This window comes from Mesorhizobium sp. 43Arga (assembly GCF_053714255.1).
Genome location: NZ_JBSKBO010000005.1, coordinates 125,836 through 141,145, shown reverse-complemented (window position 1 = coordinate 141,145; position 15,310 = coordinate 125,836). Strand labels below are relative to the sequence as shown.

The following is a 15,310-nucleotide window of genomic DNA, read 5'->3' as shown; positions in this document are numbered from 1 at the left end:
AAAAGTGCAGCCCGATGTCGTTGGGGAAAGCTCGCTTGCCACATCAGGGCTTTGGTGATTTAGTTTGTACACATGCAATTTTCCGCATCCTCCGAGCGAGGATGCCGAACCCGCCCTATCGTTGGTCAAGACTGAAAAAACAGGGGAACGAACATGGCTGACAAGAACGGATTCTTTGACCTCTCCAAGACTGGCCTTATCTCCAAGACTGGCCTTACCCGCCGCACGGCGCTGAAGGGCCTGGCCGCGGGCGCCGGCCTTGCCGTGGCGCCCGGTTTCGTCCGCTACTCCCAGGCGCAGAGCTCGGCGCCGATCAAGATCGGCTTCCAGTCGCACCGCACCGGCATCGGCGCCGCCTATGGCCGCTGGTACGAGAAGACCACCGCTGCCGCCGTCAAGGCGATCAATGCCGCCGGCGGCATCAATGGCCGCCAGGTCGAGGTGATCATCGAGGATGACGGCACCGATCCCGGCCGTGGTGCGGAAGTTGTCGGCAAGTTCGCCACCCAGCACAAGACCGACATCGTCTTCGGCACGCTGTTCTCGCATGTCGTCATCGGCTCTGCGCCCGCCGCCGGCGAAAACAAGATCCCCTATTTCGTCGTCAGCGAAGGCCACCATGTCGCCTCGACCAAGCTCAACCGCTATGTCTTCCAGCCCGGCATCACCGATGTGAAGAGCCAGATCCAGTCGATGGCGCCGTGGATCGCGGCCAATGCCGGCAAGAAGGTGACGCAGATCTTCCCGGATTTCGCCTTTGGCTACGACCACCGCGACTACCTGCCGCCGGCGCTGAAGGCGCAAGGCGCCGAGGTCATCGCGCAGATCGCCATCCCGCCGACGGAATCGTCCTTCACCAAATATTTTCCGCAGATCCCGCCAGAAACCGAGGTGATCTACCACGTCATGGTCGGCCCGGCGGTGCTCACCTTCGTCAAGGAACTCGGCGAATTCTACGGCTCCAACCGGCCGCAGCTGTTCGGCTTCATGGATTCGCTGGAGGCCACCGACATCAACAGCCCCGGCCTCGAATTTCTGGACGGCAGCCATTTCTGGGAAGGCTCGCCGCGCTATGCGCAGGCCGATGACAGCGCCGCGCAAAAAGCCTATCGCGCCGCCGTCGGCATCGACGACAATGGCGCCGCTGTCGGCGATCCCAAGGACGTCTCCACCGCGTCGCACATGTTCGGCTGCTGGGAAACCCTCTATGTCGTCAAGAAGGCGATGGAAGACGCCGGCTACAAGGGCCCGGAAGACCGCGCCAAGCTGGTCGAGGCGACCGAGGCGCTGACCGCCTTCGCCGAAGGTCCGGAGCATCCGCAGGGGCCAAAGACCTTCAACGGCAAGATCCACCAGTGCTTCGGCATCCAGAACATCTCCAAGGTCGAAGGCGGCAAGCTGAAGGTGGTGCACAAGACCAAGATCGAGGACGGGCTTTACGAGGCCGAGGGGGATTATACGAAGCAGGCGCTGTGAGCCTCACCCTCCCCCTTGTGGGGAGGGTCGGCGAACAGGCTTCGCATTTTGCGAAGCCAGTGAGACGGGGTGGGGGCTGCGACGGCCCATGCCCCACCCCCCACCCGACCGCTTCGCGGTCACCCTCCCCACGAGGGGGAGGGTAAGGGCGCCCCTGAATGCACTTCGGTCCTCACCTCCTCCTCGCCGCCCTCGAAGGCCTCGTCACATCAGCGGTGCTGGCGCTGACGGCGCTTGGGCTGTCGCTGGTGTTTGGCGTCATGCGTGTCGTCAATGTCGCGCATGGCGAGTTCTTCATGCTGGGCGCGGTGCTGGCCTGGGCGATCTCGACGGCGATATCGGGCCATCCGGCGCTCGGCTTCCTGGCGGCGCTGGTGATCGCGCCGCTGATCGTCGGCGCCATTGCGCTGGCGGCCGAACGGCTGGTGCTGCGCCGGCTCAACTACAATCCGGAAGCCACCATCGTCGCCACGATCGGCATGCTCTACATCATCCAGCAGCTGGCGCTGAGCTTCTATGGTCCGGAGGCGCGGCCCGTCGAACCGCCGTTCAGCTACCGCATCCTTTTGCCGTGGTTCGGCTATTCCGGCTACAAGCTGTCGATCATTGCCGCCTCGGCGCTCCTGCTGATCGCCACGTGGCTGGTGCTGACGCGCACCAGGATCGGCCTGATCATGCGCGCCACGCAGTATGACAGCGAGACGGCGCAGGCCTTCGGCATCCCGGTCGACCGCGTCTATGGCGGTGTCTTCGCGCTCGGCGCCATGCTGGCGGCGATTGCCGCGGTGCTGATCGTGCCGATCAGCCAGGCGCATTATCTGATGGGGCAGGATCCGCTGCTCTTGTCCTTCATCGTCGTCATCATCGGCGGCCTCGGCTCGCTGCGCGGCACCGTCGTCGCAGCCGTGCTGATCGGCCTGTCCGACGGTATCATCTCGATGTTCTTCTCGCCGACGCTGGCCAGGATCATCGCCACGCTGCTGGTCGCCATGGTGCTGGTGTTCCGGCCGCAAGGCCTGTTCGGGACGGCATCGCGATGAGCGAAGCTTCGCCGGCAAAGGCCTATGCGCTGCATCTCGGCGTCATCGCCCTGCTCCTCGTGTTGAGCTTCGTTGTGCCGGAGTACTATCACGGCCTGCTCGCCCGCATCATGGTGCTGGCGGTGTTCGCCATGGGCTACAACATGCTGTTCGGCTATGTCGGCCTGCTCAGCCTCGGCCACGCCATGTTCTTCGGCGCCGGGCTCTATGGGGCCGGCCTAGCCATCATCCAGCTCGGCTGGGGCGTGCCCCTGGCCTTCCTCAGCGGGATTGCCTGCGGCGCGGTTCTGGCGCTGGTGATCGGCCTGCTGGCGTTGCGCACCACGGGCGTCGCCTTCATGATCGTCACCATGATGTTCGCCCAGGTGTTTTATCTGCTGATCCTCTATTTCGCGACATGGACCGGCGGCGACCAGGGCCAGGTCGTGCCGCAGCCGGCGCGCGTGCTCAATTTCGGCGGGACCTCGCTCGACCTCACCAACCCGAGCGTGCGCTACATGAGCGCGCTCGTGCTGTTCTCGCTCGTGCTTCTGGTCACGCTGGCCATCGTCCGCTCCCGGTATGGGCGCGTGCTGGTCGCCATCCGCGAGAACGAGGAGCGGACGAAAATGCTGGGCTACGACACCTTGTCCAACAAGCTCATAGCGGTCGTCGTCTCCGGCACGATCTGCGCGGCGTCGGGTGCCGCCTACGCGCTGCTGTTCGGCTATGTCGGATCGAGCTTCGCCTCGGTGCAATATTCGATCCTGCCGCTGCTGTGGGTGCTGCTCGGCGGCGCCGCCACGACGCTCGGGCCGCTGATCGGCACGGTCTTCATGTACTACGTCATCGACGTCACCAGCGGCTACACCTCGGCCTATCTGCTGATCGTCGGCATTGCGCTCATCCTGCTGGTGCTGTTTTTCCCGAAGGGCATTCTCGGCAGCATCCGCCAGCGCTGGCTCGGGTGGCTGCCATGACGCCGCTTTTGGCCACCAAGGGCCTGTCGCGCAATTTCGGTGGCCTTCGCGCCGTCGACAGCGTCGACTTTACCTTGATGCCCGGAGAAATCCGCGCCGTCATCGGCCCCAACGGGGCGGGGAAGACCACCTTCGTCAGCATGGTCAGCGGCCGTATCCAGCCGTCTTCGGGAGCAATCGTCTTCGACGGCGCCGACATCACCGGCTTGCCCGCCTATATCCGGGTGCGCCAAGGCATCGCCTACACGTTCCAGATCACCAGCGTCTATGCCAACCTGTCCGTTTACGCCAACGTCGCGCTGCCCGTGCAACTGACGCTGCGGCACGGGCCTTCGAAGAGCGCGATACAGGCCGCTGTCATGACGGCGCTGGAACGCACGGGTCTCGCCGACCGCGCCCATATGCCGGCCGGGCAATTGTCCTATGGCCACCAGCGCCTGCTCGAGGTGGCGATGGGCCTGGCGCTGAAGCCGCGCCTGCTGATCCTCGACGAGCCGACGCAGGGGCTGGCCGACAGCGAGATCGACAATTTCATCACGCTGGTGCGCGATATAGCCAACAGCGCCACGGTGCTCCTGATCGAGCACAACATGCCCGTTGTCATGCAGCTCGCCGACCGCATCACCGTCTTCAACGCCGGCAGGATCCTGGCGGAAGGCACGCCCGAAGCCATCCGCGAAAACGTGGCGGTGCAGGAAGCCTATCTGGGGACCGCCCCATGATTGAGATGAACAAGACGGAAGCGTTGCGGATTTCGGGACTGGACTGCTTCTATGGCGAGGTCCAGGTGCTCTATGGGCTCGACCTCGTGCTGAACAAGGGCGAGGTGCTGTGCCTGTTCGGCCGCAACGGCGCCGGCAAGACGACGACGCTGAAGGCGATCATGGGCCTGGTTCCTCCAAGCGCCGGCTCGATCAAGCTCGCCGGCCAGGAATTGACCGGCCTGCCGGCGCATGAAGTGCCGAAGGCCGGCGTCGCCTACGTGCCGCAAGGCAGGCGGCTGTTCGCCGAGATGACGGTCGCGGAAAACATCGAGATCGGGCTGATGGCGCGCGGCAAGGGCAAGGCCGTGCGGGAAAACGTCCTCGACCTTTTCCCATTGCTGCGCCAGCGGCTGCGGCAACGCTCGGGCACCTTGTCCGGCGGCGAGCAGCAGATGCTCGCGATGGCGCGTGCACTCTGCCTCGAACCGCAAGTGCTGTTGCTCGACGAGCCGACCGAAGGGCTGATGCCGTCGATGATCGCCAAGATCCGCGAGACGGTATCGAAGCTGCGCGAGATGGACGTCTCGACCATCCTGGTGGAGCAGCGCGTCGATGCGGTGCTGTCGGTCGCCGACCGCGTCGCCTTCATCGAGAACGGCCGCAACCGCGAGACGGTGGATGTCGAGGAATTGCGCGCCGACCCATCGGCTGTCAGGCGCTATGTCGGCGTTGGTTGATCAGCCGAAAAACAGAAAGCCCGCGATCAAAAAGGTCGGGATCAGCACCAGCCCGGACCACAGCATATAGCCGAAGAAGCCGGGCATTTCGACGCCGCGCTGCCTGGCGATGGCATAGACCATGAAGTTGGGCGCATTGCCGATATAGGTGTTGGCACCCATGAACACCGCGCCCGCCGAGATGGCGGCGAGCGTCGAGGCGAATTCGGTCATCAGGTGGCGTGGATCGCCGCCGGCAAGCTCGAAGAACACCAGATAGGTCGGCGCATTGTCGAGGAAGGACGACAGCGCCCCCGTCAACCAGAAATAGGCGAGATCGTTGGGCGTGCCTTGCGCCGAGGTGACGAGCGCGACCAGCGGCGCCAGCGCGCCCTCGTGGCCGGCCCTCAGGATGGCGATGACAGGCACGATGCAGATGAAGATGCCGGCAAACAATTTTGCCACTTCCGCGATCGGACCCCAGTTGAAGCCGTTCGCCTCGCGGTATTCCTTGCGCGAAACGGCCAGCGACACGAAGGCGAGCGCCAGGATGACGGCGTCGCGCACCAGGTTCTGCAGTTCCAGCGTCACGCCTTGAATGGAGAAGGTGACATCAGGCTTCCACGTGGCTGACAGCAGGATGGCGCCGATGACGCCGGCCAGCAGCGGAATGTTGGGCAGGCCGCGAATGCGAACCTTCGAATCCGGAGTCGGGTCCTTGATCTTCGGCGCGCCTGCCTCGCGCCGGTGCAGGATGATGTCGATCGCCAGGAACACGGCCAACACCAGGCCGCCGACGAACAGCGTCTCGCGCCGGAGGTTGGCGGTCGTCCAGAAGAACTCAACGCCGCGCAGGAAGCCGACGAACAGTGGCGGGTCGCCGAGCGGCGTCAGCGAGCCGCCAATGTTGGAGACCAGGAAGATGAAGAAGATGACGACATGGGCGTTGAATGGCCTGGCGTCGTTGGCGCGGATGACCGGCCGGATGAGGATCATCGAAGCGCCCGTCGTGCCGATGACCGAGGCGAGCAGCGCGCCGACCAGCAGCAGCCCGGCATTGACCAGCGGCGTGCCGTGGATGTTGCCGGCGACCAGGATGCCGCCCGCAATGATGAACAGAGCAAACAGCAGGATGATGAAGGACATGTATTCGGTGAGCAGCGCATGCAGCACCGCCTCGGTCGCCTGGGGGATCCCGAAGGCGAGCGCCAGCGGCACGACAACCAGCGCCGCCCACAGGGCCGCGATCTTGCCGTAGTGATGCTCCCAGACATGGTGGAACAGCAGCGGACCTGTGGCGATCGACAGCAGCAAGCCGGCAAAGGGCAGTGCCCACCACAGCGACATCGAGGCGCCGGGCAGCGCGCGTTCCTCGGCCGCGACGGCTGCGTCCGGGAACAGCATGGCGACAGCAAGGGCAGCGCCCGCCATCACGCCTGCACTGATCCGCGAAAAGCCCCCCTGACGCCTCACCGTTCAGTCCGACAATTGGTCTTCAAGTGTCACACCGGCATCGCGCATGCGCCGCAGCATGGCATCGAGCGACCCGTTGAGGTCGATGCCGCGGCAGGCGTCGAGCCGGACGGTGGTTTTGAAACCCTGGTTTACGGCATCCAGCGCGGAAAAGCCGACGCAGAAATCGGTCGCCAGGCCGACCAGGGTGACGGTGTCGATGCCGCGCTCCCTGAGATAGCCACCGAGGCCGGTCGACGTCGTGTGGTCGTTCTCGAAGAAGGCCGAATAGCTGTCTATTGCGGGGCGAAACCCCTTGCGGATGACGAGTTCGGCCTTGGTCCAGGCCAGGCCGGAATGGAAATCCGAGCCGAGGCTGCCCTGGATGCAATGGTCCGGCCACAAGGTCTGCTGGCCGTAGGGCATTTCGATCATGGTGAAGGGCTGCGCGCCCGGATGGCTGGAGGCGAAGCTCGAGTGGCCGGCGGGATGCCAATCCTGCGTCAGCACGACATGGTCGGCGTGCCGGATCATGTCATTGACCAGCGGCACGATCTCGTCGCCGCCGGTCACGGCCAACGCGCCGCCCGGGCAAAAGTCGTTCTGCAGGTCGATCACAACAAGCGCTTGGTCGGCCATTGGGCCTCCTTCTTCTCTGCGTTGGGCTCAGGCTCCAGTAGAAAGATGCCGCTGATGCGACCGGAGGCAGAAACTTGACCAGATGGCCGGCCGCGTCAACCTCCGAAGGCGTAACAATCTCGTTGCCCGCACCCTGACAAGCACGACAGCCCAAACTCTGGCTTTGACAATTTCCACCGGCTTGATATCATTTGCATACGAATGAATTTCCGGTTTGCGAACCGGCAAGATCATGCCTGGGGTAAACGCCCCGGGAGGGCCATTTCGGGGAAGGCCCACTCTCTGGGAAGGCAAAGCGTGATCCGTTACGCGAAACCCACCACGGTCGACGAAGCACTCGCGCTGCTTGGCGAGGGCGCCTGGCGCATTCTTGCCGGCGGCACGGATTTCTATCCGGCACAGGGCAACAAGCCCTTCCGCGACAATGTCCTCGATATCAACGGCCTGGCTGCGTTGCGCGGCATTGCCGAGACGGACGACCACCTTGTCATCGGCGCGCGCACGACCTGGACCGACCTCATCCGCCACCCCTTGCCGCCGGCTTTCGATGCGCTGAAGCAGGCCGCGCGCGAGGTCGGTTCGCCGCAGATCCAGAACGTCGGTTCCGTCGCCGGCAATCTCTGCAACGCCTCGCCGGCCGCCGATGGGGTGCCGGGCCTGCTCGTGCTCGATGCCGAGGTCGAACTGCGTTCGGCGACCGCGACGCGCCACCTACCCTTGCCGGATTTCATTCTTGGCAATCGGCGCACGGCCCTGCAGCCTGGCGAAATGGTGACCGCCATCCGCGTGCCGAAGCGGGCCACCGCCGGTACATCCAATTTCGTCAAGCTCGGCGCCCGGCGCTATCTGGTCATCTCCATCGCCATGGTGGCGGCGCGCCTTGTCATCGCCAACGGCAAGGTTGCGGAAGCGTCCATCGCCGTCGGGTCCTGCTCGGCTGTCGCCAGGCGGCTTGCCGGCATCGAGGCGGCATTGCTCGGATTGCCAAGGGATGGCGGGCTCGCCGGGGCGATCCAATCCGCGCCGATGACCGAACTGTCGCCGATCGCCGATGTGCGCGGCAGCGCCGAGTACCGGCTCGACGCGGTGCGCGAGATCGTCGCGCGGGCCGTGCTGACGGCCGCCGGACCGATGAACAATCATATGGTGGCGGCGGCATGAGACAAGCTCAGCCTGACATGAACCAGGTTCTGCCTGAAGTCAGTGAAGCCCGGCCCGAATTGGGCGTAGTCCAGCCCGGGCTCGGCCGCGCCGACATCGCCTTCGCGGTCAATGGCGCCGCCGTCTCGGTCAATGTGCCGCCGCTGCGCCGGCTGTCCCAGGTGCTGCGTGACGAATTGCGGCTCACCGGCACCAAGGTCGGCTGCGATGCCGGCGATTGCGGCGCCTGCACGGTGCTGGTCGACGGCGATCCCGTCTGCGCCTGCCTGATGCCGGCGGCCTCGGTGGCAGGCGCATCGGTGACGACGGTCGAGGGGCTGGCCAATGGTCGACTTTCGGCATTGCAAGCCTCCTTTCTCGCCCATGGCGCGGCACAATGCGGTATCTGCACGCCGGCGCTGCTGGTGGCGGCGACAGCATTGCTGGACACGACGCCGAGACCAACCGAGACCGAAGTGCAGGATGCACTGGGCGGGATTCTGTGCCGCTGCACCGGCTACCGGAAGATCATCGCGGCAGTGATGGATGCCTCCCTCCAGGCAGCAAGCCTCGATTTCCGCCTGCCTCAGTCCGGCCATGCGATCGGCGCGTCACCCGTCAGGCTCGACGGTGTGCCAAAGGTGACCGGGGCTGAGAAATTCGGCGGCGATTCCTTCCCAGCCGATGCACTTGCCGTTCTGGTGGTCCGTTCGCCGCACTATCACGCCGGCTTCGCCTTCGGCGATCTCGACGGCTGGGCAGGCAAGCACCCCGGTATCGCCGGTGTCTTCACGGCGGCCGACATTCCGGGCAAAAACTGTTTTGGCGTCATCGGCCCGTTCGCCGACCAGCCAGTACTCGCCGAAGGGTTTGCGCGGCTTCGCGGCGAGGCGGCGGCGCTGGTCGCCGGCGAGCGCGAGGCGATGCTCGATCTCGATTTGTCGGATTTCCCGATCCGCTGGACCGAACTGCCGCATGTCCTGCAACCTTGCGAGGCACTGGCCGAGGGTGCGGCGCTGATCCATCGGAACCGCCCTTCAAACCTGCTGACCTCCGGCTTCGTCGAGCGCGGCGACCCCGAGGCAGCGCTTGCCAATGCGGCCGTCATAGTGACGGGCGTGATCGACACGTCCTATGTCGAGCACGCCTATATCGAGCCGGAAGCCGGCCATGCCTATATGGATGGCGACACGCTGGTGATCGTCGCCTGCACCCAGGCGCCCTATATGGACCGCGACGACACGGCGAAGGTGCTTGGCCTGCCCGTCGACAAGGTGCGCATCGTACCGACCGCGACCGGCGGCGGCTTCGGCTCGAAACTCGACATTTCGCTGCAGCCGCTGATCGGCCTGGTGGCGCTGAAAACCGGACGCGCGGCGGCCTTGGCTTACACGCGCAACGAATCGATGATGTCGACGACCAAACGCCATCCGGCCGAGATGAAAGCGATGATCGGCGCCGATGCCGAAGGCCGTGTCACCGGCATGATCTTTGCCGGCGATTTCAACACCGGCGCCTATGCGAGTTGGGGGCCGACCGTCGCCAACCGCGTTCCGGTGCATGCTTCCGGCCCCTATGCGACGCCGAACTACCGCGCCGAGGGCCGCGCCATCCACACGCACGGCCCGATCTCCGGCGCCTTCCGCGGCTTCGGCGTGCCGCAGGCGACGATCATGCAGGAGACGCTCTATGATGAGCTGGCCGGCAAGCTCGGCATCGACCGGCTCGACTTTCGCCTGAGAAACTGCCTTCGGAACGGCTCCGAAACAGTCACCGGACAGAGGCTGGAGTCCGGCGTCGGCATCGCCGAATGTCTCGAGGCCTTGCTGCCGCATTGGGCGCGGGCGGAGGCCGACGCCAATACTTTCAACAGTCAAAACCGCGATAAAAAGCGCGGCGTTGGCGTGGCGTCCTGCTGGTATGGCTGCGGCAACACCTCGCTACCCAATCCGTCGACCATCAGGGTCGGCATCGCGGCTGACGGCACGGTCATCCTGCATCAGGGTGCCGTCGATATCGGCCAGGGTTCGAACACCGTCATCACGCAGATCTGTGCCGACGCGCTTGGCCTGCCGCTGGAAAGATTCCGGCTGAAGAGCGCGGATACGGCAATCAGCCCCGATGCCGGCAAGACCTCGGCCTCGCGCCAAACCTTTGTAACCGGCAAGGCCGCCGAAAAGGCCGGCCGCGCCTTGCGGGAAAAGATTCTGCGCTTTGCCAATGTCTCCGAAAAGGCAAATCTGCAACTGGACGGCGCGGCGATCGTCATCCGCGAAGGCGAAGCCATGCGCCGCATCGATCTCGCCTCGCTGGACGCAGATGCCGACGGCTGCGTCTTTCGCGCCGAGGAGACTTACGACCCGCCGACGCTGCCGCTCGATGCCAAGGGCCAGGGCAAGCCCTATGCCGTCTATGGCTATGGCGCGCAGATCGCCGAGCTTGAGGTCGATCTCAAGCTCGGCACGGTGAAGCTGATCAAGATCACCGCCGCGCATGATGTCGGCAAGGCGATAAACCCGCTGCTGGTCGAGGGCCAGATCGAGGGCGGCATCGCGCAAGGCATCGGCATGGCGCTGATGGAAGAGTACATTCCCGGCCGCACCGAGAATTTGCACGACTATCTCATCCCGACCATTGGCGACGTGCCGCCGATCGAGACCATTCTGGTCGAGGTTCCCGATCCCGAAGGGCCGTTCGGCGCCAAGGGGCTGGGCGAGCATGTGCTGATCCCGACGGCGCCGGCGATCCTCAACGCCATCCGCCATGCCACCGGCGTGCTGGTCACCAAGGTTCCGGCGACGCCGACGCGCATCCGCGCCGCCATCCGCGAAAAGGAGGCACGCGCATGAGCGAGCTTGCCGAGCGTTTCGAGACCCATGACCCCGGCGAGAAGCTGGTGGCGGAGAAGATTCGCTGCGATGCCTGTCCGGTCATGTGCTACATAGCCGATGGCCGCACCGGCGCCTGCGACCGCTACGGCAATGCCGGCGGCCGGATCGTGCGCATGGACCCGCTGACCATACTCGACCACACGGCCGAGAGCGGCGGGGCAATCGTGCCCTTCGTTGCCGAGGGCGAGGCCTGGGACGGCGAACTGGTCAACGCCGGACGCCGCTTCGTCACGGCCATCGGCGCCGGCACCACCTATCCCGACTACAAGCCGGCGCCGTTCATCGTCAGCCAGGAGGTCGAAGGCGTCGATCTCGTCACCGTCGTCACCGAAGGCATTTTTTCGTATTGCGGCGTCAAGGTGAAGATCGATACCGACCGTCATATCGGGCCAGAAACAGCGACCGTCCGGGCAGAGGGCGAAGCGATCGGCCATGTCACGACCGGCGAGTACGGCTCGCAGATGCTGTCGCTGGGCGGCGTGCATCATCTGACCGGCGGCTCCAAGGCGGAAGGCCGGGCAACCTGCGACGCGCTGCTCAACCTGTGCAACCGCAAGCCTGTGGAACTGACCATAGACGGCGGTGCCACCATCATCGTGGAAGCCGGCAAACCACCTGTCATCGACGGCAAACAGGAACACCGCATGCGCGTCGGCTGCGGCTCGGCGACCATCGGCATGTTCGCCACGCAATGGCGCGGGCTGGTCGACGAGGTGGTGGTGGTCGACGACCACATCACCGGCGTCGTTTCCGAGCACCAGGCCGGCAAGGTGCTGGGCTGGCAGGATACGGGGATCAAGATCATCGGCCGCCGTTCGACGCCGGGCCGCTATTTCAAGGTCTCCGAGCCCGGCCTCGGCTGGGGCGGCACCTCGATTTCCGACCCGCTGTCGATCCTCGGTGAGTGGAACGCCAAGAAGGGCGCGCGGCCGGGCCTGTCGCTGCTGATGGTTTCGACCACCGGCGAGCAGTTCGCCTATTACGAGCTCGACGACGAGCTGAAGCCCGTCGAAAAGCCGTTTCCGGAGCGGTTGCAGAAATCGGTCAATCTGATCGAGGACAATTGCGAGCCGGCGCTGTGCACCGTGCTGTTCATCGGCGGCGCCGGCGGCTCGCTGCGCGCCGGCGTCACCGAAAACCCGGTCAATCTCACCCGTTCGGTGCAAGGCCTGAAGACTTATGTGACGGTCGGCGGCGCGCCGGTCTATGTCTGGCCGGGCGGCGGCATCACGCTGATGGTCGATGTCACCAGAGTGCCGGAAGGCGCCTTCGGCTATGTGCCGACGCCGGCGCTGGTGGCTCCGATCGAGTTCACCTTGCGCCGCGACGATTATATCAGGCTCGGCGGCTACGAGGCCGAGATCCGCAGCGTCGAGGATATCGTTGCCAAGGGTGGCGAATACCTCAACCCGCGCCACGGCACCGGTGCGCCGTCCGACAATCCATGGCCGCCGCTGGCGCAGTTGCGACGCGCCGCATCGAACGGAGCCGGATGATGGACGGCCCGCAGGCGCATTGGCTGCAGGACGGCAAGCGGCTGCATCTCAACCATGGGCCGATCGACCTGATCGTCGAGGCCTTTGGCGAGGCGCAGGAATGCCGCCTGGCCTATGAGCAGGCCGTCGCGCGGTTCCAGACGATCCTGATCGAACTGGTTAGGGAGCTTCCCGAATTGCGGCTCCCGGCATTTTTCCTGGCGCCGCGCGCCTTCAACGGCCCGACGGCGCGCCGCATGGAAGCAGCCGTCATGCCGCTGGCGGAATGTTTCATCACACCTATGGCCGCCGTCGCGGGATCGGTAGCCGACGAAATGCTCACTGCATTGCTTGCCGGCCGCAGGCTGGAGCGCGCCTATGTCAACAATGGCGGCGACAGCGCCCTCCACATCGGCAAGGGCCGGTCGATCGGCCTTGCGGTCGCCGGCACCGGCAACGGCATGGCCGACCGGATCACGATCCGCGGGGAAGATGGCGTTCGCGGCGTCGCCACCAGCGGCTGGCGCGGCCGGTCCTTCTCACTTGGCATTGCCGACGCCGTCACCGTGCTGGCGCGGACCGGCGCCGAGGCCGATGCGGCGGCGACGCTCATTGCAAATGCGGTGGACCTGCCCGGCAATCCCGCCATCAAGCGCATTCCCGCACGTGAACTGTCGCCCGACAGCGACCTTGGCGCGCTGCTGGTGACGCAAGGCGTCGGCACGCTTGCGCCTGGCGAGGTGGCGCGGGCGCTGGACAACGGCCTTGCCGTCGCCGAAGATTTTCGCCGGCGCGGCCTGATCGCCGGATCGGCGCTGTTTCTTGGCGGTGAGGCCCGCATCAGCGGTTCCGTGGCGCTTGCCGCGCCCAACGAAAATCCGAGGGAGGAAGTTGCCCATGCCTGAGTTTCCTATCCGCAAGATCGCGGTGCTGAGCGAAGAGATCTTTCATGAGGGCGGACCGGTCGCGGACGTGCCGCGCCGGCGCGCCGCGGCCATGGCCGTGGTCGGGAACCCGTTCGCCGGGCGCTATGTCGAGGATCTGCAGAGCGCCATGGACGATCTGAAGCCGCTTGGCCTGCTGCTTGCCGACCGGCTGATCGCCGCCTTGGGCGGCGACGTCAAACAGATCGACGGCTACGGCAAGGGCGCCATTGTCGGCACTGCTGGCGAACTGGAGCACGGCGCGCTCTGGCACGTGCCGGGCGGCTACGCCATGCGCGAGCGGCTCGGCGACGCCAAGGCGATCGTGCCGTCGGCCAAGAAGGTCGGCGCCTTCGGCTCGAAGCTCGATGTGCCGCTCGGCCACATCAATGCCGCCTATGTGCGCAGCCATTTCGACGCCATGGAAGTCGGCGTCAGCGACGGCCCACGCCCCGACGAGATTCTTTTTTGTCTGGCCATGACCTGCGGGCCACGGGTTCACAACCGCATGGGCGGGTTGGCGGCAGCCGACATCAAGGCCTGGGACGGGCTGCGGTGAGCGGCGGGGACAATCTGCTCAAGCTGGTCGAGGCCGAAGAGCCCGAGGAGCACGATTACCTGCTGCAGGAGCAGGTCGGCTTCATCCTGCGCAAGGCGCACCAGCGGCATGTCTCGATCTTCGCCGCGCATATTGGCGACCTGACGCCGCCGCAATTCGCGGCACTCGCCAAGCTGCGCGACGTCGGCGAGACCTCGCAGAACCAGCTCGGCACGCTGATCGCCATGGACGCGGCGACGGTGAAGGGCGTGATCGATCGGCTGAAGGCACGCGGCCTGGTCGAACTCTCCAAGCATGAGGCCGACAAAAGGCGGCTGCTGGTCAATCTGACCGCCGAAGGCCGCGACGCCATCGAACGGCTGATCCCGCTGGCGCGCGAGATCACCAGGGAGACGCTGGCGCCGCTCTCGGCCAAGGAGATCGCCACTTTCATGAAGCTGCTGGCCAAGCTGGCGTAGGTGCCGCCACGATCCACCGCATCAAATGGCGATCAGAGCGGGAACGCTTCCCTGCACAGTTCCTGCAGCTTCGAAAAGACGCCCTTGCCGCCCGTGATGACCTGTGTGCCGCTCTGCAGCACCGTCTCGCGATCCGCCTTCAGGACCGTGCCGCCGGCTTCCTCGATCAACAGCATGCCGGCCAGGCAGTCCCAGGCGTTCATGTGTTCCTCGACATAGCCAAGCAGCCGGCCCGAGGCCACATAGGCCAGCATCAGGGCGCCGGAGGCGTTGCGAAAGAAGACACCGCCTTGGGCGAGGAGCTTCCTGATCAGCACGGCGATGTTCTCGGCCTCGGCCCGGTTCGAGAATCCGGTCCCCACCGAGCCTTCTTCCAGGCTGGTCGCGGCACTTGCCTCGATCGGCCTGCCGTTGATGAAGGCGCCGCCGCCGAGTCGGCCGTGGAAGGTCTCGCCGGTCGACGGCTCGTGGATGACGCCGACGACCGTCTCCCCGTCCTTGGCGCAAGCGATCACCACGCACCAGGCCGGAATGCCGCGCACGAAATTGGCGGTGCCGTCGATGGGATCGATGACCCAGACATGGCCGGTCGAGCTGGCGACGGAGGCATGTTCCTCGCCGACGATGCCGTCCTGCGAATAGTCCCTGGCGATCGCCGCGCGGATGAACAGCTCGACCTCGCGATCGGCCTGCGAGACCAGGTCCTGATGACCCTTGCTCTCGATGGTCAGGCTTTCCAGATCGCGGAAATATTCGAGCCCGAGTTCGCCTGCGCGCCGCGCCAGGTCGACGGCAAACTGCGTGCGGGCGTCAAGATCATGGGTCACGGCAAGGCTCGCTCTGCGGAAGGATGCGCCGCATTTAGCAGAGCGTCGCTG

14 protein-coding genes are annotated in these 15,310 nt (G+C 65.4%); 11 read left to right on the top strand and 3 right to left on the bottom strand.

What is annotated here, in order from left to right; translation table 11 throughout:
* The first annotated feature begins 153 nt into the window (after positions 1-153).
* From ACWGS8_RS18860 to ACWGS8_RS18840, 5 genes are all read left to right on the top strand, one after another.
* Positions 154-1,476, top strand: coding sequence for an ABC transporter substrate-binding protein (locus tag ACWGS8_RS18860; RefSeq protein WP_454582339.1), 1,323 nt, complete (start codon positions 154-156; stop codon positions 1,474-1,476).
* 158 nt (positions 1,477-1,634) lie between these two features.
* Complete coding sequence (locus ACWGS8_RS18855) at positions 1,635-2,516, top strand: branched-chain amino acid ABC transporter permease (RefSeq protein ID WP_454582338.1); 882 nt, start codon at positions 1,635-1,637, stop codon at positions 2,514-2,516.
* Complete coding sequence (locus ACWGS8_RS18850) at positions 2,513-3,475, top strand: branched-chain amino acid ABC transporter permease (protein WP_454582337.1); 963 nt, start codon at positions 2,513-2,515, stop codon at positions 3,473-3,475. The genes ACWGS8_RS18855 and ACWGS8_RS18850 overlap by 4 nt, the downstream gene beginning before the upstream one ends.
* Complete coding sequence (locus ACWGS8_RS18845; protein ID WP_454582336.1) at positions 3,472-4,197, top strand: ABC transporter ATP-binding protein; 726 nt, start codon at positions 3,472-3,474, stop codon at positions 4,195-4,197. The genes ACWGS8_RS18850 and ACWGS8_RS18845 overlap by 4 nt, the downstream gene beginning before the upstream one ends.
* Positions 4,194-4,916 carry an ABC transporter ATP-binding protein gene (locus tag ACWGS8_RS18840; protein ID WP_454582335.1) on the top strand — a complete coding sequence of 241 codons (723 nt, stop codon included), beginning with the start codon at positions 4,194-4,196 and terminating at the stop codon, positions 4,914-4,916. The genes ACWGS8_RS18845 and ACWGS8_RS18840 overlap by 4 nt, the downstream gene beginning before the upstream one ends.
* Here ACWGS8_RS18840 and ACWGS8_RS18835 read toward each other — a convergent pair whose 3' ends face one another.
* Together ACWGS8_RS18835 and pncA are read right to left on the bottom strand one after the other, a co-directional pair.
* Positions 4,917-6,326, bottom strand: a complete 1,410-nt coding sequence (locus ACWGS8_RS18835) for a sodium:proton antiporter (protein WP_454582334.1) — start codon at positions 6,324-6,326, stop codon at positions 4,917-4,919.
* 45 nt (positions 6,327-6,371) lie between these two features.
* Complete coding sequence (gene pncA, locus ACWGS8_RS18830) at positions 6,372-6,986, bottom strand: bifunctional nicotinamidase/pyrazinamidase (protein WP_454582333.1); 615 nt, start codon at positions 6,984-6,986, stop codon at positions 6,372-6,374.
* Between the two features lie 297 nt (positions 6,987-7,283).
* Between pncA and ACWGS8_RS18825 the strand changes: the two genes are divergently transcribed.
* The 6 genes from ACWGS8_RS18825 to ACWGS8_RS18800 are packed head-to-tail and all read left to right on the top strand — an operon-like array spanning position 7,284 to position 14,432.
* Positions 7,284-8,147 (top strand): FAD binding domain-containing protein, encoded by an 864-nt coding sequence (locus ACWGS8_RS18825; RefSeq protein WP_454582332.1) that lies wholly within the window; start codon positions 7,284-7,286, stop codon positions 8,145-8,147.
* 17 nt (positions 8,148-8,164) lie between these two features.
* The gene (locus ACWGS8_RS18820; protein WP_454582647.1) at positions 8,165-10,975 is read left to right on the top strand and encodes a molybdopterin-dependent oxidoreductase; all 2,811 of its coding nucleotides are present in this window, start codon (positions 8,165-8,167) and stop codon (positions 10,973-10,975) included.
* Positions 10,972-12,513, top strand: a complete 1,542-nt coding sequence (locus ACWGS8_RS18815) for a 6-hydroxynicotinate reductase (RefSeq protein ID WP_454582331.1) — start codon at positions 10,972-10,974, stop codon at positions 12,511-12,513. Before ACWGS8_RS18820 ends, ACWGS8_RS18815 begins: the two co-directional genes overlap by 4 nt.
* Positions 12,513-13,397 carry a UPF0280 family protein gene (locus tag ACWGS8_RS18810; protein ID WP_454582330.1) on the top strand — a complete coding sequence of 295 codons (885 nt, stop codon included), beginning with the start codon at positions 12,513-12,515 and terminating at the stop codon, positions 13,395-13,397. The genes ACWGS8_RS18815 and ACWGS8_RS18810 overlap by 1 nt, the downstream gene beginning before the upstream one ends.
* The gene (locus ACWGS8_RS18805; RefSeq protein WP_454582329.1) at positions 13,390-13,974 is read left to right on the top strand and encodes an amino acid synthesis family protein; all 585 of its coding nucleotides are present in this window, start codon (positions 13,390-13,392) and stop codon (positions 13,972-13,974) included. Before ACWGS8_RS18810 ends, ACWGS8_RS18805 begins: the two co-directional genes overlap by 8 nt.
* Positions 13,971-14,432: a MarR family winged helix-turn-helix transcriptional regulator gene (locus ACWGS8_RS18800; RefSeq protein ID WP_454582328.1), complete on the top strand. Its 462-nt coding sequence runs from the start codon at positions 13,971-13,973 to the stop codon at positions 14,430-14,432. Before ACWGS8_RS18805 ends, ACWGS8_RS18800 begins: the two co-directional genes overlap by 4 nt.
* Positions 14,433-14,464: 32 nt before the next feature.
* Here ACWGS8_RS18800 and ACWGS8_RS18795 read toward each other — a convergent pair whose 3' ends face one another.
* Entirely contained in the window at positions 14,465-15,259 is a 795-nt protein-coding gene (locus ACWGS8_RS18795; protein ID WP_454582327.1) for an inositol monophosphatase family protein, read from the bottom strand.
* Positions 15,260-15,310: the final 51 nt, after the last annotated feature.